Source organism: Natrinema soli (assembly GCF_028618695.1).
This window is the reverse complement of the sequence record NZ_JAQIVI010000380.1, coordinates 1-18,436: the sequence shown is the minus strand read 5'-3', so window position 1 is coordinate 18,436 and position 18,436 is coordinate 1. Positions and strand designations below refer to the sequence as shown.

The following is an 18,436-nucleotide window of genomic DNA, read 5'->3' as shown; positions in this document are numbered from 1 at the left end:
GCGGTTGCTCCGGTTACCCGTTACAGCGGACCGTCTGAACTCGGCGAGCGGTGACTACCGCGGTAGCGAACCCGATCCTGTTCGGGCCATCGAGCGTCCGAACGCGGTCGTCTCGAGTAGCGGTTCAGTCAGAAAAACCGGTCGAGACCGGTCAGTTGCTTCGAGCGTTGTACTGGACGTCGACGCTCGCGTTGCCGCTGAGTCGGAAGTCCATGATATCGCCGTCGAACCAGTAGGCGTCCAGTTCGTCGTCGACGCTGCCGGTGGCGGATCTGCCCTCGATCTCGTCGCCGGGGTCGATCGACGCGTCGCGATAGCTCGCGGTGACGACCTCGCCGTCGATCTCGAAGGAGTAGCTCGTCTCGCCGTCGGTGCCGGCTCCGTCGATCACGATGGCGTTGGGGAGCAGTTCCTGCTCGCCGTACTGATCGGGGTCGATTCGCCGGTCGTCGAGGTAGACGTGTGCCGAGCCGTCGATGAAGGTGACGTCGGTGAGCGTCCCGGAGAACCGGAAGCGCTGAGCGCCGCGTTCGATCGATCCTTCGACCGTGGTCCCGGAGGACACCGTCGCGAATTCTTCCGAATCGTCACCGTCGACCGTGTCGATCGTGCCGTCGACCGTGATCTCGTAGTTCGCGGCCGATCCGTTGCCGACCAGCGTCAGCACGTGTGGCTGCTCCTGGCCGTAATCGGCCGGATCGACCTGCTCGCCGTTGACCAGGACGCGCGCATTGCCGTCGACGGTGAGTTCCGCGAGGTCGCCGTCGAACCGGAACCCGTCGCGCCAGCCGGCGACGCCGCCCGCGACGTGACCGCCGTCGATGGCGTCCTCGTCGTCGATCGTGGCTCCCTCGACGGTCGCCTTTTCGACGGCCCCCGAGACCGTAAACTCGTAGCTCGTTCCGCCGGCGGTGCCGATCCCGTCGACCAGCAGCGTGTTCTCGAGTTCGGGTTCGTCGCCGTTGTACTGATCGGGGTCGATCACCTCGCCGTTGACCTCGATGCGGGCCGAGCCCTGTCGGAACGCGACCTCGTGGAGGTCGCCGGCGAAGCGGAACCCGTCGACGTGGGACGACGTGGTCACCCAGCCGGACGCGCTCGTGCCGTCGATTTCGTCGTGAACCTCGAGCGAGCCGGCGTTCGGATCGGCGACGAGTTCGTCGGTGGTCTCGACGTAGTACTCCGTCGCGTCACCGGTCCCGGTGACCGTCAGGGTGTTCTCGGGGAGGTCCTCGTCCGAATCACCCACGTCGTTTGAGGGCGGACTCGACGAACCACCGCCGCTGCCGCCGCTCGCTGCTTCCTCGCCGCTTTCCGGACAGCCGTCGGGGACGAAATGTTGCGGGTTCGATCCGTCGCCGCGGCCGTCGTCAGTGTGGACGTTATCGAGCGTCAGATTTGGACTCCCGTTCGTCACGACCGAGCCGCCCGTGCCGTTCGTGATGAAGTGGGAGTTGCGGACGGTCGCGCCGCCGCCGTAGTTGCCTTCCCAGACCCAGATATTGCGGTTCGCCGCGCGCGTCCCGCTCTTGTAGCTCACGCAGTTCTCGATCGACATGCCACAGTCACCGATTCGGAACGCGGTGTGATGGCAGTCGTTGCCGTAACAGCCCTCGAGTGCGATCGTCCCGCCGTCGCCGTTGTAAGCGGGTGCGGAGCCGTAGATACCGTTGTTTCCGGGAACGTTGAAATTGACGTTCGTCACGTCGAGGTGCCCCGAGTGGCTGGGGTCGACCCAGATGCAGATCGAGCGCTCGCCGCTCGGCTGTTCGCCGGTCGACTCGCCGAAGTAGACGTTCTCCATTACCGACGTTCCGGAGCCGGAATCGCAGACGCCGAAAATGGTCTCGTTGTAGGGGATAGTGCCCGTAAAGCCGATGTTCCGGATCGTCCAGTTCGATCCCTTGGCGGTGATCGTGATGTTGTTTCGGTTTCCGAAGTCGATGAGTTTGTTCTCCCAGGTCTCACCGGAGCCGATTCTGATCGACTGTCCGCGCGCCTCGATGACCTCGTAGTCACCGTCGGCCGCGCTCGCCGCAGTCGTCCCGATGCCAGCTGCGACGGCCGTCGCGCTGGCTACCTTCAGGTACGATCGTCGGTCGAGTATGCTGTGTTCGCTCTGTTCGTCGTCGCTAACTGTCGGTTCGGCGGGACCATCTGCGTCCCGTACCGATTCGTCGCGTGCCATGCGATCTGTGAGAGAACACTACCGGACCATAAACTTTCCTTCCTCGATATCAGTAAGATTCTGTGATGTTCATTATACCACTGTAGATATTTTTTCTAATTATACAATTTTGTAACGGTTTCTTATATTGAAAAACGGCCGGCTGCGCCGGGGCGGCATATTGAATCAGCGATATCAAATATTGTATAAAGATAGTAGCGGTATTGGAACTGTCAAAAATTGAGAAACGAACGTATACGACAGAATTGTGACCTGACGACTCGCCTGTCGAACAGGGGAACGAGACAGTCAGCCGAAGACGGCATCGCGTCGCGACTCGAGGACGCTCTCCGCGGAGTGTATATCGTCGATAAACGAGGTGAGCGCGAAGAGGCGGTAGACCGACACCCGATCGTGGTCAGCGTACGCGTCGAGGAACGCGTGGAGTTCATCGGTCGAGAGCACGTCGTCGACGGCCTCGCACTGTTCGATCTGCGTTCGAATGCAGTCGACCGTACTCGGTCTCAGTTGGGACTCCGTGTCGAGACCGTTGAGCGATTTGACGATCGGTCGCACGACGTCGAACACCCGAGGATACCGCGAAAGCAAGTCGTCGACGAACGCCGCGGCTTCGTGGCGAGTCGAGGCGACGGGGACGCCGTAATCGGGGTGAGCCAGCGCAGCGGCGGCGGGCGCGAGTTCCGTGAGGAACGAGCGATAGAGGTCGTACCGGGCCTTCTGCTCGGGCGGGCAGTTCATCGCGTATCGGAAGAAGTCGATCGAGTAGAACGGGGTCGTACTCCAGAAGAAGAATCGATTCCGGTCCTCGCCCTCAAACAGGAAGTTGACGCCGCGCTCGTAGACGAGAAAGTGGACGTACTTCGAAGCGGGGTCCGTCTCAGGGTACAGTCGAAGCCGATCACGAACGCTCCGCCGAATTGCGTCCGCGGAGAGCCCCGTAATCTGGGCCACCTGCTCGAGCGAGAGAAAGCAGTTCTCCGCGATAACGTAGTCGACCAGCGCCGATTCGTCGTCGATCGGCGTCGCGGGAGTGAGATCGGGAAGCACCTTGTCCCCGCCGTCGCCGGTAACGTAGGTGAGGCCGGCATCGTACTCCTCCCGAAGCTGCCGGAAGAAGTCGAGGATGAACGAGGTCAAGAGACCGATCTGACCGTTTTTCGTCTTGATGATTCGGTCCAGATCCGACCCGTTGGGCGGCCCGACATCGTAGCGCTGCCAGTCGATATCGAACGCTTCGGCCAGCTCTCGAGCGAGTTCGACGTCGGACGACGGCACGAACTCGTCGGAGGCCATCGTCGCCGCAGTCGTCGGGATTTCCTCGGCGTGGTACCCGGCGAGTACGGACCGCGAGTCGAGCCCCCCGCTCAACGAGATCACGTCGCGAGTGCCGTCGCCCGACCGCTGGCGGCAGGCCCGTTCGAACCGGTCGACGAGTTCGGCGGCGTTTCGCGATCGGCTCCGATCCGCGTAGGCCGGCTCGCCGAAGTCGAACCGGTGGAGCGTTGTCTCCGTGACCGCGCCGCGCTCCGGATCGACGGTGAGTTTCGTCCCGGGACGCAGCCGGTTCGCCCCGTCGATCAGCGTCCGGTCGCCCAGCGAGTAGCCGAAGAGGAGACAGTGGGCGACGCCCATCGGATCGAACCCCTCGATCGGCGCCTCGTTGATGAGATAGCGCAGTTCCCGTGAGAACAGAAACGTCTCCCCGTCGTGGAAGTAGTATGTCGGCAGCCGAGCGAGCGGATCGTTGAGCAAGCCGAGCCGGTCGCTCCCCTTGTCGGCGGCGACGAGCAAGAACTCGCCGTCGGTCTCGAGCAACCACTCGGTCAGGAACCCGTCGTCGACGTCGGCCGCGAGCACGTGCGCCGCGACCTCGAGGAGTTCGCGTTCGAGCGTCTCGTCGTCGCGGTCGTAGATCCGGCCCTCGAGACAGACCCAGTACTCGTCGTTCTCGACGATTCGGATCGGATATTCGGGGTACGCCGTCGTCCCGACCGAACGCGACGCCGATTCGAAGACCACGTCGGCCTCGTACCGATCCGTGTGAACGAGCGGCTCGAGCGAACTGGCGAACGATCCGTCGTCCGCATCCGGCGTTCGCCCGGTGATGCCAACCATATGAGGAGACGTGAGAGTCAGCGTCATAGTAATGGCCGCGTTTACGGCCGACAGCTCCGTGCTACCGAATGCGGTGATCGGCCGCAGTCGACCCGAAGCACGAGGTTCTGTTCGATCGACTGCCGTCTCGGGGCGTCCGCCTGCGGGGCAGCCGACTCGAGACGGTATAGTAGCCACTGAAACGATTCATATACTGATCGCAATGCTATGCGATCAGGTGTGTATTGACTTTCAGCGGCTACTATAGTCACTCTGCGGGCACGAAACTCTCGCGGCGGGCCGAGCCGTTCGCGTCAGAAGGCTCCCGCGCCGAGAACAGCTGCTGGCACGCGACTGTTCCGGTACTGGATGACGGTCGTCGGGAGCCGTTTGGACGTACGGATGCGGGTAATAAAAAGCCTTCTTAGCGGCCGACTGGGAACCGCCGTGAGAGAGCGGATCGATCCCGTCGTCCATCCGCGTGCGGCGAGCGCGGTCACGGGGAGCGATGGTGACGAGTACGGAGACGAATACGGACCCCGACCGGATCGATGGCTGATCAGCAGGGGATCGACGAACGCGTCGCTCGAGGCGTGAGGTCACAGCGCGAGCTCGTTGCAGTCACGGGACGGGACCGCCGCCGTGTGGACGTGGGGTTACTCGATACGAGAGAGCTTTCCGTCGACGTTGCGTTCGTGATGACGGTTCCGGGCGACGTGAGCGATCGAGAGACAGAAGAAGGCGGCGACGACGAGGCCGGCGAGGGCGGTCATCGGCACGGCCGACAGGAGCGGGACCCCGAGGAACGCCGCACCGATGAGGGTCGCGCCGGCCACGCTAAGCCCGGCATACCACCGATCCCACCGATCCTGTCGATGGGTATCCGTATCGAGGTACATCATCAACAGGTCGGCGTTGTCCGCGAGCGAGATCAACCCCCGGTCCTGATCGTACTCGACGATACCGGCGTCGTCCATCTTCGGCAGATGGGTCTGATAGAGGGCGACGTAGACTCGTTTCCGCTGGTCGGAGCTGAGGGCGTTGATATCGGTGTCGTTCTCCCAGGCGGCGATCTGTTCCGCGAGTTCGCCGAGCGTCACCGTTTCGTCGGCGTCCAGTAGGTACGCGAGGACTTCGCGCCGACGGCGATTCTTTAAGAGCTCGAAAATGACGTCCTTCGAGAGCCGCTCGTCCTTCTCGTTGGCGACCGAGGCGATCTCGTCCGGAAGTGACGTATCGACCGACGACATTATCGCGGCCCTCCGATCGTAGCAACCCCATTCGCGTTCGTTGACCCCAGTACACGGCAGGCAAAGCCACCGGAGCATCGGCTCGACGGTGACCGCTGTACGTTCGTACGGCGGGTCCAAATCACGTTTGACACACCAAGTTGAACACCAACAGAGATACTCTTAAAAACGGCCACGTTTCGCACCGGCTGCAAAGGACGTATGGAACGACTTCCCGACGGAGTCACAGCAGCGACTTCTCGCCGTCGTGACGGCCGCTCTCGGTCGCCGGCGAAGTCGATCGGTACCGATCGATTGTGCGCGCGTATCGACAGCGTACGGAGACGCGGGCCGAGAACGGATCTGATACCGACGCGACTCGGGGTACTAAGTGAGAACACGGCAGCGATACCGATCGTTCGGCCCAGCGGATATAAAGTCGATCGACAGTTCACACGCGAACGATGGGTTTACACGCCGAATAGAGGGATTTATCCGGCAGCTCGACCCAACGATCCCCGCATTTCATGTCCCACGATCACATGTATCATAATGGGTCGAAACGACCGGCTGAGAGTCGTTTCGCCCGGACATGACCGATGGGACACGGTCTCGACGCGACCGTCACGGTTATTTGCTCGAGGGAACGACGGTCGCGTCGGTTGTCTTCGCCGCTCGGCTCGAGCGTCAGTGCCGGGAGGCGCAGCCGACTGTCTCGTCGGAAAGGCTCGGATCCATCCGGTGAATACGATTCCTGACAGTCAGGCGTCAGAATAGTAAGTCGGTGTTTCCCGCGAAACCATGTGAACCCCTTACAGTGACTGCACGGTTTCGGTCGGATACTGATGACGCGGTCTATAATCGATCACGCCAGCACCGAATCGCAGTCGGAGGCGGTCGAGGCTGGTCTCTGTCCAGACTGTGAGACCGATACGATCGTCCACGATCCGGACCGCGGCGAACGGGTCTGTGAGGAGTGCGGCCTCGTTCTCACCGAAGATCCCATCGATTACGGCCCGGAGTGGCGAGCGTTCAACGCCCAAGAGCACGACGAACTCTCGCGGGTCGGCGCGCCCCTGACCCAGTCGATGCACGATCGGGGGCTGACAACGACCATCGACTGGCGCAACAAGGACGCGAACGGTCACTCGATGTCGGCCGACAAACACGGGCAGCTCCACCGGCTCCGGGTCTGGCAGGAACGAATTCGAACGAAAAACGCGGGCGAACGAAACCTCAAATACGCCCTCTCCGAGATCGACCGGATGGTCAGCGCGTTAGGCGTCCCCAAGCCGGTCAAGGAGACCGCGAGCGTCATCTACCGACAGGCGCTCGAGCAGGACCTCATCCGGGGCCGATCGATCGAGGGCGTCGCGACCAGCGCGCTCTACACCGCGTGTCGTAAGGAGGACATTCCCCGAAGCCTCGAGGAAGTAACGTCTGTTTCACGCGTCGATCAGCGCGAGATCGGTCGCACCTACCGCTACATTGCGGACGAATTGGACATTAATCTCGAACCGACGAACCCTCGGCAGTTCGTCCCGCGCTTTTGCTCGGATCTAGACGTCGACAAGGACGTCGAAACCAAGGCCGTCGAGATCATCGATCTCACGACCGAGAAGGGGCTCCACTCGGGCAAGTCACCGACGGGATTCGCCGCCGCGGCGATCTACGCCGCCGGACTGCTCTGCGACGAAACCATCCCGCAGCGAGCGGTCGCCGACACCGCCCAGACGACCGTCGTCACGGTTCGGAATCGGTATCGCGAGCAGCTCGAGGCGATCGATCAGCAGCCGGTCACATGATCGAGCGGTCGTTTCCGTCCTCTTCGTAGACCTCCTCGTCGAGCAGCGCGTGGAGGTTGCTGTAGGGAACGAACGCGAGGAACCGGTCCTCATCGTCGTACAGCTCGAGTCCGTTGTCGGTGTGATCGTAGCGCTCGCAGACGATCTGTCCTTCGGGGAGGATCGCACGGTACATATGGGAGGAGATACGGCTTCCTGCGGCATATACTATTGCGTGGTCACGTCCGCCGGATGCACGAGCGTCATTCAGACGCGGGGGAGTCACTGGTCCAACCCGCTTTGTCCAGCGCGCTAAACAGACTGTGGGCGACGAAAAAGCACCCGAGTGCAAACAGGGCCATCGTCAGGAGGCTACCGCCCGTACCGCTTCCATCGACGACGATGGTATTCGGAGACTGCCGCTGGAGGGTCGTTTGTAGGGCGGCGAAACTCGTTACCGCCATCAGCGAGACGCCGATAGAGAAATTGAGAGCATCGTACAGATACTTCATCTCGCCCGTTTCTTCTATTTTAATTGAAATAATACTGGCGGAAACGTGGCGTCTATTTCCCACCTCCCGTTCGGACCGAATACCCTATCTTGAGTCCTTATCTCGAGTCCTTTCCTGGGGCATTTGAGTCCGTCGCCGGTGACAGACGAATCGAGAGAATCGAACGAAATCGGTTTACCCCCTCCGCCGCTACGAGCGGGCAGTGACCGACGAACGTTCTTCGACGTCTTCCGACGAGCAGCGAAGCGATCCCCCCGAACCGACCGACGGGGAGGCGATTGACGCCGGCACGGAGGCCGACGAGAACGACGACACCGACGAGTTCACCATCGCCGACTTCCACGACGCCAGCCAGCAGGAGGGACGGCCGGTTCTCACCGCCGCGGCCGTCTCTCGTGCCCTCGAGCTCCCCCACGAGGAAGCGAACGAACGACTCGAGGCACTCGCCGAACGCGGCGCACTCGAGCGACTGGCCGTCTCGACGGATCCCGTCGTCTGGTATCCGACCGAACTCGAGGACCTGACGGACCGCGAACGAGTGATCGTCTTTCCGAAACGGCGGGAGATCGTCGTCGATCGGCCCGACCAGTTCACGCGCGCGCAACTCTCGCAGTTCGCCCACCTCGCAGATGCGAACGGTGAACAGGGCTACCGTTACGTCGTTCGACCGGCCGATATCTGGGGGACGCCTCACGATACCTTCGAGGAACTCGCGCGGACGATGCGGCAGGCGCTGGGCCAGCGATCGGACGCGCTCGAGGAGTGGGTCCACAGCCAGTGGGACCGCGCCCACCAGTTCCGACTGGTGACCCACGAGGACGGGTATACGGTTCTCGAGGCGCAGAGTCCCGAGATAATGGGCAACGTCGCCCGCCAGAAACTCGACGAGGAACACGTCCACGCACCGATCTCGGAGGCCGAGGACTGGGTGCAGGAGGGGGCGGAGGCCGCGATCAAGCGCATCCTCTACGAGGCCGGGTATCCGGTCCAGGACCACCGCGAACTGGCCTCCGGCGAGGAACTGCCGATCGACCTGGGGGTGCGACTGCGAGACTACCAGCAGACGTGGGTCGATCGCTTCGCCGAGGCGGGTGAGGGCGTCTTCGTCGGCCCGCCGGGAAGCGGGAAGACGGTGGCCGCGATGGGCGCGATGGCCCACGTCGAGGGCGAGACGCTCGTGCTTGTCCCGAGTCGCGATCTCGCACAGCAGTGGGCCGACGCGATCCAGGAGTACACCTCGCTCGAGGCCGACCAGATCGGGCAGTACCACGGCGGGCAGAAGAACGTCCGGCCGGTGACGATCGCCACCTACCAGATCGCGGGGATGGATCGCCACCGCTCGCTGTTCGACGACCGTGAGTGGGGGCTGGTGATCTTCGACGAGTGTCAGCACGTGCCCTCGGACGTCTACCGGCGGAGCACGCACCTGCAGTCCAAGCATCGCTTGGGCTTGTCAGCGTCGCCGATCAGGGAAGACGACCGCCAGACCGAGATCTTCACCCTCGTCGGGCCGCCGATCGGCACCGACTGGGAGGCGCTGTTCGAGGCCGGCTTCGTCGCCGAACCCGAACTCGAGATTCGCTACGTGCCGTGGGGCGACGACGAACAGGCCAACGCCTACGGCTCGGCCGAGGGCCGCGAGAAGTACCGCATCGCCGCGGAAAACCGGGGCAAGATCGACGAGGTCCGGTACCTGCTGTCGGCCCATCCCGACGCGAAGGCGATCGTCTTCGTCGACTACCTCGAGCAGGGCCGCGAGCTCTCCGAGGCGCTCGAGGTGCCCTTCCTCAGCGGCGAGACGCCACACCACGAACGGCGGCGGCTGCTCGAAGAGTTCCGCCGGAACGAGCGCGATCTCCTGTTCATCTCGCGGGTCGGCGACGAGGGAATCGACCTGCCGACGGCGGATCTGGCGATCGTCGCCTCCGGCTTAGGCGGCTCGCGGCGACAGGGAACCCAGCGCGCCGGGCGGACGATGCGTCCCGCCGGCGGCGCGCTCGTCTACGTCCTCGCCACGCGGGGTACTCGAGAGGAGGACTTCGCCCGGAAACAGCTCCAGCATCTGGGTCGCAAGGGGATCACGGTCCGCGAGCAGGCCGTCGAGCGCGGTGAGGACTGATACGGTCTGCTGTAAGTCATTTCCGGCGCGACCGCGATCCGGCCTGCGGCCGCGCCGGTAAATCGTTACAGCAAACCGTATGAGTCGGGGCGGTCAGGCGGAAAGGGGTGAGACGGAACGGCCCCGCGAATGCTATCCCGAACCGAGGCCAATATTCAAGGTCGCGTGTTCGAACTGTACTCATAGTATGAACGAGCCACGCGGTCGCGAGGTGAGGTGGCGGTGAGCGACGGAGGGACCCAGCGCCAGATTCTCGTCGGCGAAACGGCCGACGGCGCGAACCTGAAACTGCCGGTCGTGGAACTGCTGACCGGTCGCGGGTTCGTGACGGGGAAATCGGGCTCCGGGAAATCGAACACCGCGTCGGTCATCGCCGAGGAACTGCTCGAGGCGGGCTACCCCCTCCTCATCGTCGACACCGACGGAGAGTACTACGGGCTGAAAGAGGAGTACGAGATGCTCCACGCGGGAGCCGACGAGGAGTGCGACATCCAGATCGGGCCGGAACACGCCGAACAGATGGCGACCATCGCCCTCGAGGAGAACGTCCCCGTCATTCTCGACGTCTCGGGCTATCTCGACGAGAGCGTGGCGGACGAACTGCTCCGGGAGGTCGCCCGCCAGCTGTTCGTCAAGGAGAAGAAGATGAAGAAGCCGTTCCTGCTGGTGGTCGAGGAGGTCCACGAGTACATTCCGGAGGGCGGCGGCGTCGGCGAGACGGGGAACCTGCTGATCAAGATCAGCAAGCGCGGCCGGAAACACGGCCTGGGGATCCTGGGGATCAGCCAGCGACCCGCCGACGTGAAGAAGGACTTCATCACGCAGGCGAACTGGCTCGTCTGGCACCGGCTGACCTGGGACAACGACACCAAGGTCGTCGGCCGGATCATCGACACCGAGTACTCGGAGCTCGTCGCCGACCTCGACGACGGGCAGGCGTTCGTGCAGACCGACTGGACCGAGGTCGACGTCCGGAAGGTCCAGTTCCGCCGCAAGCGGACCTTCGACGCCGGCGCCACGCCCGGTCTCGAGGACTTCGAGCGCCCCGAACTCAAGTCCGTCTCGGACACGCTGGTCGGCGACCTCCAGGACATCTCCGAACGCAAGGACCGCGAGCAAGACCGGATCAACGAACTCGAGAACGAACTCGAGATAAAAGAGAAACGGATCGAGACCCTCGAGGACGAGTTGTCCTCGGCGCGGGACGTCTCGAGTGCGGCCAGACAGATGGCCGACGCGTTGCAGAACACGGACACGGTCCAGGCGGAGCTCCCCGGCTCGAGCGACGACCTTCGCCGGCTCCACGAGGAGATCGCCGAACTCGAGACCGAACGAGAGGAGCTTCGGGAGACGCTCGACGCGCGCGACGACCGGATCGAGGGCCTCGAGACCGAACTCGCGGCTCGCGAGGACGAACTGGCAACGCTTCGCGCGGAAAATGAACAGTTACGCGAGGTCGTTCGCGACCTCGAGCGCCAGGGCGCCGACGGAAACGGAGCCGCCGAGAGCGGGATCGACGATGAGTCACCCATTCTGCAGGCCGGCGGCGACGACATCGAGTTCGGCTACACGCCCGTCGACGCTGACGACGGTTCGGACGGCGAACGCGGGTCGAACGCGGCTGCGATCGACGATTCGACGTTCGTCGTCGCTGACGAGGAGCGCGAACTCGCGGAGCTGCTCGAGATCTCGTGGGTCCGCGATCGAGTCACTCGAGCGTGCGAGGGATCGCAGTGCTCGGTCGATGCGGCGCGCGAGATTCTGGCCGTGTTCGCCGAGGACGGTCCGCTCGAGGCGGAGCCGATCGCGGCTCGGGTGAATCGGTCGACGGTCGCGGTGCAGAGCCTCCTCTCAGAGCTGCGGACGGAAGGGATACTCGAACGCACCGCCGAACGGACGTACGCGCTGTCCGACGACGTTCGCGCGGAACTGGCTCCCTCGCCCGCCGGTGAGTGAGCGGCGGGAACCGCGTCGGGCTCCGGTTGTCCCGTCACGTCACCGTCGGAGGCGATCGCCGACCGCCTCGATCGCGGACGGCTCGATCCCCTGGTGAACTGGAAGCGCGACGAGCTCCCGCGAGAGCCGGTTCGCGGTCGCGTACTCGTCGTTCCCCCGGACCGACTCTCGGAGTATCGGCCAGGTGTGGGCCCCCGTGACGCCGGCCGCCTCGAGTTCCGCGAGAATCGCCGCCGAATCGTCGGTCCGGACGGGGAATTCGTACGGCGAGATCCCGGTGGGAAGCGAGTCAGACAGCAGCGTCACGTCGTCTCGATCGTCGAGAATCTCTCGCCACGTTCGGTAGTTCTCCCGTCGCCGCGTCCGAATCGCGTCCGGGTCGGCGGCGTCGGCGATCGACGCCGAGAGCTTCGACATGGGTGCTTTCGCGGCCTCGTATCTCGCCTTCGGATCGACCGATTTCGAGCCGTCCGAACCGTCGGAGAGGGCGGACTCGACCGACCGGTAGAGCGACGGACTCGTCTCGAGGACGGCTCCGGCGACCGACGTGGCGACGAACCGGCAGTCGACGGTCCCGACGCGATCGGACTGCCCGGCGAGCGACGACGGGGAACATCGCTCGCGAATATCCTCGTCGGATCGATAGAGCAGCGCCCCGTCGGGAACCGGGAGCAGCTTCCGGAGCGTCGTGATGCCGAGATCGCCGTGCGTTCCCAGCAGCGTCCCCTCGTGGACGCTGAGCGGCGAATGCGCGTTGTCGTCGACGTGGTAACAGTCGTACTCGTCGGTCAGCGATGCGATCCGCTCGAGGCCGGGCTGTGGAAAGCCGAAGTAGTTGACGGACATGACGGCGACGGTGTCGTCGTCGATCCGTGCTTCGAGATCGGCGAAATCGGGAGCTAGCGTCCCCTCGATCGCGTAGAATCGCGTCTCGAGCCCGAGGTCGCGGAACGGTTCGGCGATCGCCGGCGAGAGGTAGGCCGGAATGACGACGTTTCCGGCGGGATCGGCGACCCCGGCGAGCCCGTCTCTGAGCGCGGCTTTCCCGGAGCCGTAGTGCGTGTACGCCACATCGGGGGCGTGCCGGTCGACGAAGGAGTCGATTCCTCCCGCACCCGACCGCGAGCGGGAGAGATCGAAGACGGAAGGGGTAGCGGTGATCATACGTGTGACCGCTGCGTGGATCGATACCGAGAGCGGCGGTCATCGAATCAATTCGGAGTCGCGTGGTCTTAGTGAACCGGACGATACAGCTCGCGACCGGGAGACAATGGCTACTTACAGCAGACGCTCGCCGACTCACTCGCTCCGCGATACTGAACGCGCGGGCAAAGCACTTGCATAACAAAGCCCGGGCGAGCAGACAACGCGTCCATGGCAGGTTCGACGGACAACAGAGATCTTCGTCTGCTCGTCGTCGGGCTCGACGCCGGCTGTCGACCGGTGCTCGAGCCGATGTTCGAGTCGGACGAACTCCCCACCTTACAGCGGCTGTTCGAAACGGGCATTGCGGGACCCCTCGAGTCCCAGATCCCGCCCTGGACGGCGAGCGCCTGGCCGTCGCTGTTCACCGGGAAAAACCCGGGAAAACACGGTGTGTACGACTTCCTCTCGTTCGACGGCTACGAGTGGGACGTGGTCAACGCGACGCACGTCCGCGAGCGACCGATCTGGGAACTGCTGAGCGACGACGGGTTCTCGAGCGTCGTCGTCAACGTTCCCGTGACCCATCCGCCTCGGGCGTTTAACGGAGCGTTGATTCCGGGACTGACCGCCCCCGAGGATCCGGACTGCCACCCCGAGGGGATCCTCGAGGACGTCAAACTCGCCTGCGGCGGCGAGTACTGGATCTACCCGCAAAGCAGCCCGGAGTCGGATCGGTCGATCGAGGGGTACGAGCGGACGATCGAACTCCGGGGCAAGGCCTTCCGCTACCTCTCCCGCCGGTTCGCGCCGGACTTCGGCTTCCTCCAGTTCCAGCAGACCGACTCGGTCTTTCACGAGCGATCCGGGGACAAGAAGGCGATCGAGGCGGTCTACCGCGCGGTCGACCGCCAGCTCGCGGAGACGATCGAGCGAACGGAGCCCGAAAACGTCCTGATCGTCAGCGATCACGGCATGGGAAAAGTGACCGGCGACGAGTTCCGGATCAACGAGTTCCTCCGAGACGAAGGGCACGTGAGCGCCCAGCGCGGTGGTGAGGGGATGCCCGACTGGTCGAAATCCTGGGAGAACGACCTGCTCGAGGGTTCGGCCGCCGGCGATTCCGGACCCAGTGCGCTCGAGCGGGCGATGAACCTGGCCGCGACCGTCGGGTTGACGACCCAGCGGATCGCGAACGCGCTCGACCGCGTCGGGCTGAAGGAACCGATCGGCAAGCGAGTTCCCAACGACGCGATCCGAGCGGCGAGCGAACAGGTCGACTTCCCGAACTCTCGGGCGTACGTCCGCTCGAAGAGCGAGCTCGGCGTCCGGATCAACCTCGAGGGGCGCGAGCCGAACGGACAGGTTCCGGCCGCAGCGTACGATAGCGTCCGCGGTGCGCTCGTCGAGTCGCTGTCGGCCGTCCGGACGCCCGACGGCGAGCCGATGTTCGACGCCGTCGAACCCAGGGAGACCTACTTCGAGGGACCGCACGTCGACGAGGCACCCGACATCCTGACGGTTCCGGCTGGGTTCGACAACGCGATCGTCGCTGACCTCGGCACGGAGCGCTTCGGCGAGCCGATGGAGCCGTGGAACCACAAGCCGACCGGCGTCATCGCTGCCACCGGGCCGGCGTTCGACGAGTCCGCCGCGCTCGAGGGGGCAACGATCTTCGATATCGCGCCGACGATCTGTTCGCTGTTCGACGTCCCGGTCGACGCCGCGATGGATGGCGAACCGCTTCCGGCCGTCGACGGGACCACCGAGCGACCGTACCCGGCCTACGACCCGGAGCCGATCAGGGCGACCGACGACGGGACCGTCGAAGACCGACTCTCCGATCTGGGCTACCTATGAGCGTCGAAATCCGCACTCTCGATCCGCAAACCGACGACGACGAGTGGAACCGGTACGTCGAACGATCCGACGGGTCGAATCCGTTCTTCCGGACGGAAGCGCTCCGATTGCAGGCCGAATACACCGGCACGACCCCGTATCTGCTCGCCGGGTTCAAAGGGCAGGAGTCAGTCGGGATCTTCCCCGTCTTCGAGTACACCAAAGGCCCGATAACCGGTGCGTTCTCCCCGGCACCACACTCCTGGACATCGTACCTCGGACCCGCCCTGCTGAACGTCGACAAGCTCAAACAGCGCAAGGCCGACCGCCGGATCAAGCGATTCATCGAGGGCTGTCTCGAGTGGATCGACGACGAACTCTCGCCGCTGTACAGCAAGTTTGTCACCGCCAAGTTCGACGATATTCGCCCGTTCGTCTGGAACGAGTACGACGTCGAACCCGGTCACACGTACGTCGTCGACCTCGAGGGGACCGAAGCAGAGCTACTGGGACGATTCAGCAGCGATGCCCGGAGCAACATCCGCAACGCCGACGAAGACAGCTACGCGATCGAAGAGGGCGATTCCGATGACGTCGAACGCATCGTCGAGAAGGTCCGAGAACGCTACGAGAACCAGGGGCAGCCGTTCCGGCTGCAGCCCGACTTCGCCAGATCGCTCTACGAGCAGCTCCCCGACGGCGCGATCCGGCCCTACGTCTGTCGCGTCGACGGCCAGTTCCTCGGTGGCATCCTCGTCGTCGAGTCCAATCGGACGCGGTACCGGTGGCAGGGCGGGGTCAAACCGGACGCGGATGTCGATATAGCGATCAACGATCTGCTGGACTGGCACGTCATGCGTGACGGCCGCCGCGAGGGAATCGAGGAGTACGACCTCGTCGGAGCCGGCGTCCCGAGCATCAACCGGTACAAGGCGAAGTTCAACCCGCGCCTCGAGACCCACTACGAGATCACGTCTGGTTCGTTCGGCGTCGACCTGTTGGTCGATCAGTATCAAAAACACCGGTAGCGTCCCTGCTGCCACATCTGCCCACGCGTCCCCGGGACAACCCTGATCGACGGAACTCGATATCTCTCCCGGGTAGATGATAATTATCAGAGAGATAGGGATATGACTACCGTTTCGGCACCTATTTATAGAATATCACTGCTGTGAAGGGACATGGAGATGACTATCAATGTTGCAGACGATGCAAATATCGAACTCGACGACGTGGACATTACTATCTACGGGGATACAATAGCGTTTTCCGTCGAAGGTGAGATCACCGACGTTCCCTCGGACGTGCTGAATGAATTCGCCGGGAACGAATTGACTCCGGTGGAGATCACGTTCGAGCGAAATTCCTAAATATCGCAACTGTTATACAAAGGTTACAGTATTACCTTGTATAGCAATGACTGAGCGCGACACGGGGTCTCGGTCCCCTTCTCCTCCGGTTCCCGATAGTGTACAGGTGATTGAAACAATTGCAGACCACGTTGAGAAAGATCCCACGGAGGTCGATTTCACGTTTGGAGACTACCTCGACCCGGACGCCCTCGATACACTTCTCGAATCCGCGACTTCGGAACTGGTCATCGCATTTACGATCGACGATCTGCTCGTCACCGTGGCCACTGACGGAACGATCGAGGTCCGAGAGTATCAGGACTAAGCCAGCGGTTACTCTAGTAGCCACTGAAACGATTCATATACTGATCGAACAGTTATCATGCGATCAAGTGTGCAGTGACTTTCAGTGGCTACTATTCATGTCGATAGAGGATTTCGTCGTCGCGTTCGTTGACGAACTCGAAAACGACGAGGGGATTCACACGCAACTCGGCGTCGGATACTAACAACACGCTTTTCTCCGCCAGCTATCAACAGATAAACATGGGAATAAGAGAATACTTCGAATCCGATCTTCGGTTCTACTATGCAGTCGGTGTATTCGTTATTCTGGTCTTCGTCAGTGGAATCGCAATCGTAGCAGTATCGGGACTCGCTGTCATCGACACCCGACTCGTTCCGCTTATCGTGGGCTTCTTCTTGTTTATGTTCGTCTACTTTATCTCGGTGAGTGTTCAGGCTCTCGAACCGAATTGAGTTGTAACCTGATCGAAGAGTCGTTCACCGTCTCACTTCCGAAATAGACAAATGTTCCACACGCAAGGAGCGAGACGTTCCTCACCTCTGCCGGACGGTGACCACGCGTGCAAACTGAGCAGGGCTTCGCCCATTATTTGTAACCGGATTAACTTCTCGACAGTCCTACTGTTTGTGCTGTCGGGAGATTCCAGTCGTACGTAACCGCGGCTAACCGAGTCACAACGGTCACTACCGCACACATCCCAACAGCCGTACTTCCGGTCGCACCCAGCGTTCCCACCAGCTAGCGAACCCGTGGTATGCGAACGGTACTACGACAGCAGATACTCGAGTCGCAGTTTCGTGATCGTAACCGAGCAGCCCCGCTTGCGCGTCGTCGCTTTCCGATTGGAGACGCCGGTGCAACTCAAGCGGCACCATCATCGAGTCGACCGAACCGCCGAAAATGGCGCTCCCGTCGCACTCCCAAAACCCGCATCTGGAACCGCCCCCGGTGACAGTGTTCCGCGCCGGTGGAGACGGGATAATTGGTGCGCGCTCCTGCGCTACTCGCCGATCCGATACTTGGACTGGCGGGCGTCCTCGAGACAGACGCGGCTGGTCACGAGATTTCCATCCTCGAGCTTGCCGAGCGCGTAGCGGACTGTCCGGGCACACAGTCTGGATTCGGCGACGATCCGCTCCTGGGTCAGCGGACCCTCGTACTCGAGGACCTTGTAGACGAGTTTCGCGCTGGGCGGGAACTCGGAGATGGCGCTCTCGTCACCCCTCTCCTCGTTCTCGCCGCTTCGCTCGTCATCGTCCGTACCCTCGTCACCGCCAGTGGCTTCGTCGACATCGGTGTTCTCGTCGATGTCGGGATCCGATTCGGTCGCACTCATGTCTCTCGATCGATGGGGATACCGCGTGACGATGCTGAGGACCGTCCGTCAGGGGCGGTCCGATCGGGACGGGGTGTGGGAGCCAGTCGGGTGACACGTGCGAGAACCGGACGAGTGCGACGTGTGACGATCGACCGAGCACCACGTGCGGCAGTCGACCCGAGATCACGTCTACCGACAGGCCGACTATATCGGCGGGCTGCGGGTCCTTCCTGTCTCATTCTCACTCGAGCGTACCGGTGTGAGTCACATATACGGTACCGACAGTTCAGAATCGCAGGGAGGAACTAACGATTCACCGATCGGACGGTCACCCGCAGTGATCGCCCCGCTGATCGACCGTCGACGACCGCTCGAGGCGACGGCACGGGTCGCTGCGGACCCGACGACTGAGCGCGGAGCGGGCGGCAGTAACCCGTGCATAGTAAGGCGGTAGCCCACCTCAGGAACCGATATGTTCGGAACCAGCGGTATTCGCGGGCGGGTGGGCGACGAGGTGACGGCGGCGCTGGCGCTTTCGGTCGGCCGCGCCGTCGCCTCGGAGGGATACGAACGGGTCGTCGTTGGCCGCGACGTT

The 18,436-nt window shown here is 63.0% G+C and carries 17 protein-coding genes; 10 read left to right on the top strand and 7 right to left on the bottom strand.

Features of this window, described 5'->3' with window-relative positions; genetic code table 11:
* Positions 1-151: 151 nt before the first annotated feature.
* A complete protein-coding gene (locus PGX04_RS21330; RefSeq protein WP_273740345.1) occupies positions 152-2,188 on the bottom strand; it encodes a right-handed parallel beta-helix repeat-containing protein in 2,037 nt (678 codons plus the stop codon).
* A 288-nt stretch (positions 2,189-2,476) separates the two neighbouring features.
* Complete coding sequence (locus tag PGX04_RS21325) at positions 2,477-4,303, bottom strand: asparagine synthase-related protein (RefSeq protein ID WP_273740344.1); 1,827 nt, start codon at positions 4,301-4,303, stop codon at positions 2,477-2,479.
* 381 nt (positions 4,304-4,684) lie between these two features.
* Between PGX04_RS21325 and PGX04_RS21320 the strand changes: the two genes are divergently transcribed.
* A complete protein-coding gene (locus PGX04_RS21320; protein ID WP_273740343.1) occupies positions 4,685-4,879 on the top strand; it encodes a hypothetical protein in 195 nt (64 codons plus the stop codon).
* Positions 4,880-4,938: 59 nt separating this feature from the next.
* Here the strand turns inward: PGX04_RS21320 and PGX04_RS21315 are convergent, their stop codons facing one another.
* Positions 4,939-5,532: a DUF7344 domain-containing protein gene (locus PGX04_RS21315; protein WP_273740342.1), complete on the bottom strand. Its 594-nt coding sequence runs from the start codon at positions 5,530-5,532 to the stop codon at positions 4,939-4,941.
* Positions 5,533-6,356: 824 nt separating this feature from the next.
* On the opposite strand from PGX04_RS21315, the gene PGX04_RS21310 reads away from it, so the two are divergent.
* Entirely contained in the window at positions 6,357-7,316 is a 960-nt protein-coding gene (locus tag PGX04_RS21310) for a transcription initiation factor IIB (RefSeq protein ID WP_273740341.1), read from the top strand.
* Here PGX04_RS21310 and PGX04_RS21305 read toward each other — a convergent pair.
* Together PGX04_RS21305 and PGX04_RS21300 are read right to left on the bottom strand one after the other, a co-directional pair.
* Positions 7,309-7,491, bottom strand: a complete 183-nt coding sequence (locus PGX04_RS21305) for a hypothetical protein (RefSeq protein ID WP_273740340.1) — start codon at positions 7,489-7,491, stop codon at positions 7,309-7,311. The genes PGX04_RS21310 and PGX04_RS21305 overlap by 8 nt on opposite strands.
* 67 nt (positions 7,492-7,558) lie before the next feature.
* The gene (locus tag PGX04_RS21300; RefSeq protein ID WP_273740339.1) at positions 7,559-7,807 is read right to left on the bottom strand and encodes a hypothetical protein; all 249 of its coding nucleotides are present in this window, start codon (positions 7,805-7,807) and stop codon (positions 7,559-7,561) included.
* A 202-nt stretch (positions 7,808-8,009) separates the two neighbouring features.
* Here PGX04_RS21300 and PGX04_RS21295 point away from each other — a divergent pair, with 202 nt between their 5' ends.
* Positions 8,010-9,926, top strand: a complete 1,917-nt coding sequence (locus PGX04_RS21295; RefSeq protein WP_273740338.1) for a DEAD/DEAH box helicase — start codon at positions 8,010-8,012, stop codon at positions 9,924-9,926.
* 222 nt (positions 9,927-10,148) lie between these two features.
* Positions 10,149-11,882, top strand: coding sequence for an ATP-binding protein (locus tag PGX04_RS21290; RefSeq protein ID WP_273740337.1), 1,734 nt, complete (start codon positions 10,149-10,151; stop codon positions 11,880-11,882).
* 39 nt (positions 11,883-11,921) lie between these two features.
* On the opposite strand, the gene PGX04_RS21285 is transcribed toward PGX04_RS21290, so the two are convergent.
* Positions 11,922-13,046: a DegT/DnrJ/EryC1/StrS family aminotransferase gene (locus tag PGX04_RS21285; protein WP_273740336.1), complete on the bottom strand. Its 1,125-nt coding sequence runs from the start codon at positions 13,044-13,046 to the stop codon at positions 11,922-11,924.
* 210 nt (positions 13,047-13,256) lie between these two features.
* Here PGX04_RS21285 and PGX04_RS21280 point away from each other — a divergent pair, with 210 nt between their 5' ends.
* The 5 genes from PGX04_RS21280 to PGX04_RS21260 all read left to right on the top strand — a co-directional run bounded on the left by PGX04_RS21280 (position 13,257) and on the right by PGX04_RS21260 (position 16,975).
* Positions 13,257-14,885, top strand: coding sequence for an alkaline phosphatase family protein (locus tag PGX04_RS21280; protein ID WP_273740335.1), 1,629 nt, complete (start codon positions 13,257-13,259; stop codon positions 14,883-14,885).
* A complete protein-coding gene (locus PGX04_RS21275) occupies positions 14,882-15,892 on the top strand; it encodes a lipid II:glycine glycyltransferase FemX (RefSeq protein ID WP_273740334.1) in 1,011 nt (336 codons plus the stop codon). Before PGX04_RS21280 ends, PGX04_RS21275 begins: the two co-directional genes overlap by 4 nt.
* 153 nt (positions 15,893-16,045) lie before the next feature.
* Positions 16,046-16,234, top strand: coding sequence for a hypothetical protein (locus PGX04_RS21270; protein WP_273740333.1), 189 nt, complete (start codon positions 16,046-16,048; stop codon positions 16,232-16,234).
* Positions 16,235-16,280: 46 nt separating this feature from the next.
* The gene (locus PGX04_RS21265) at positions 16,281-16,541 is read left to right on the top strand and encodes a HalOD1 output domain-containing protein (protein ID WP_273740332.1); all 261 of its coding nucleotides are present in this window, start codon (positions 16,281-16,283) and stop codon (positions 16,539-16,541) included.
* A gap of 221 nt (positions 16,542-16,762) precedes the next feature.
* Complete coding sequence (locus PGX04_RS21260; protein WP_273740331.1) at positions 16,763-16,975, top strand: hypothetical protein; 213 nt, start codon at positions 16,763-16,765, stop codon at positions 16,973-16,975.
* 548 nt (positions 16,976-17,523) lie between these two features.
* On the opposite strand, the gene PGX04_RS21250 is transcribed toward PGX04_RS21260, so the two are convergent.
* Positions 17,524-17,859 carry a MarR family transcriptional regulator gene (locus tag PGX04_RS21250; RefSeq protein WP_273740330.1) on the bottom strand — a complete coding sequence of 112 codons (336 nt, stop codon included), beginning with the start codon at positions 17,857-17,859 and terminating at the stop codon, positions 17,524-17,526.
* A 454-nt stretch (positions 17,860-18,313) separates the two neighbouring features.
* On the opposite strand from PGX04_RS21250, the gene PGX04_RS21245 reads away from it, so the two are divergent.
* Positions 18,314-18,436, top strand: a 123-nt coding sequence (locus PGX04_RS21245) for a hypothetical protein (RefSeq protein WP_273740355.1), incomplete at its 3' end; no start/stop codon positions are given.

What these genes read in the sequence shown, in the direction of transcription:
- PGX04_RS21330 (WP_273740345.1), bottom strand. Translation starts at nt 2,188, where the DNA reads ATGGCACGCGACGAATCGGTACGGGACGCAGATGGTCCCGCCGAACCG.
- PGX04_RS21325 (WP_273740344.1), bottom strand. Translation starts at nt 4,303, where the DNA reads ATGGTTGGCATCACCGGGCGAACGCCGGATGCGGACGACGGATCGTTC.
- PGX04_RS21320 (WP_273740343.1), top strand. Translation starts at nt 4,685, where the DNA reads ATGCGGGTAATAAAAAGCCTTCTTAGCGGCCGACTGGGAACCGCCGTG.
- PGX04_RS21315 (WP_273740342.1), bottom strand. Translation starts at nt 5,532, where the DNA reads ATGTCGTCGGTCGATACGTCACTTCCGGACGAGATCGCCTCGGTCGCC.
- PGX04_RS21310 (WP_273740341.1), top strand. Translation starts at nt 6,357, where the DNA reads ATGACGCGGTCTATAATCGATCACGCCAGCACCGAATCGCAGTCGGAG.
- PGX04_RS21305 (WP_273740340.1), bottom strand. Translation starts at nt 7,491, where the DNA reads ATGTACCGTGCGATCCTCCCCGAAGGACAGATCGTCTGCGAGCGCTAC.
- PGX04_RS21300 (WP_273740339.1), bottom strand. Translation starts at nt 7,807, where the DNA reads ATGAAGTATCTGTACGATGCTCTCAATTTCTCTATCGGCGTCTCGCTG.
- PGX04_RS21285 (WP_273740336.1), bottom strand. Translation starts at nt 13,046, where the DNA reads ATGATCACCGCTACCCCTTCCGTCTTCGATCTCTCCCGCTCGCGGTCG.
- PGX04_RS21280 (WP_273740335.1), top strand. Translation starts at nt 13,257, where the DNA reads ATGGCAGGTTCGACGGACAACAGAGATCTTCGTCTGCTCGTCGTCGGG.
- PGX04_RS21275 (WP_273740334.1), top strand. Translation starts at nt 14,882, where the DNA reads ATGAGCGTCGAAATCCGCACTCTCGATCCGCAAACCGACGACGACGAG.
- PGX04_RS21270 (WP_273740333.1), top strand. Translation starts at nt 16,046, where the DNA reads ATGGAGATGACTATCAATGTTGCAGACGATGCAAATATCGAACTCGAC.
- PGX04_RS21265 (WP_273740332.1), top strand. Translation starts at nt 16,281, where the DNA reads ATGACTGAGCGCGACACGGGGTCTCGGTCCCCTTCTCCTCCGGTTCCC.
- PGX04_RS21260 (WP_273740331.1), top strand. Translation starts at nt 16,763, where the DNA reads ATGGGAATAAGAGAATACTTCGAATCCGATCTTCGGTTCTACTATGCA.
- PGX04_RS21250 (WP_273740330.1), bottom strand. Translation starts at nt 17,859, where the DNA reads ATGAGTGCGACCGAATCGGATCCCGACATCGACGAGAACACCGATGTC.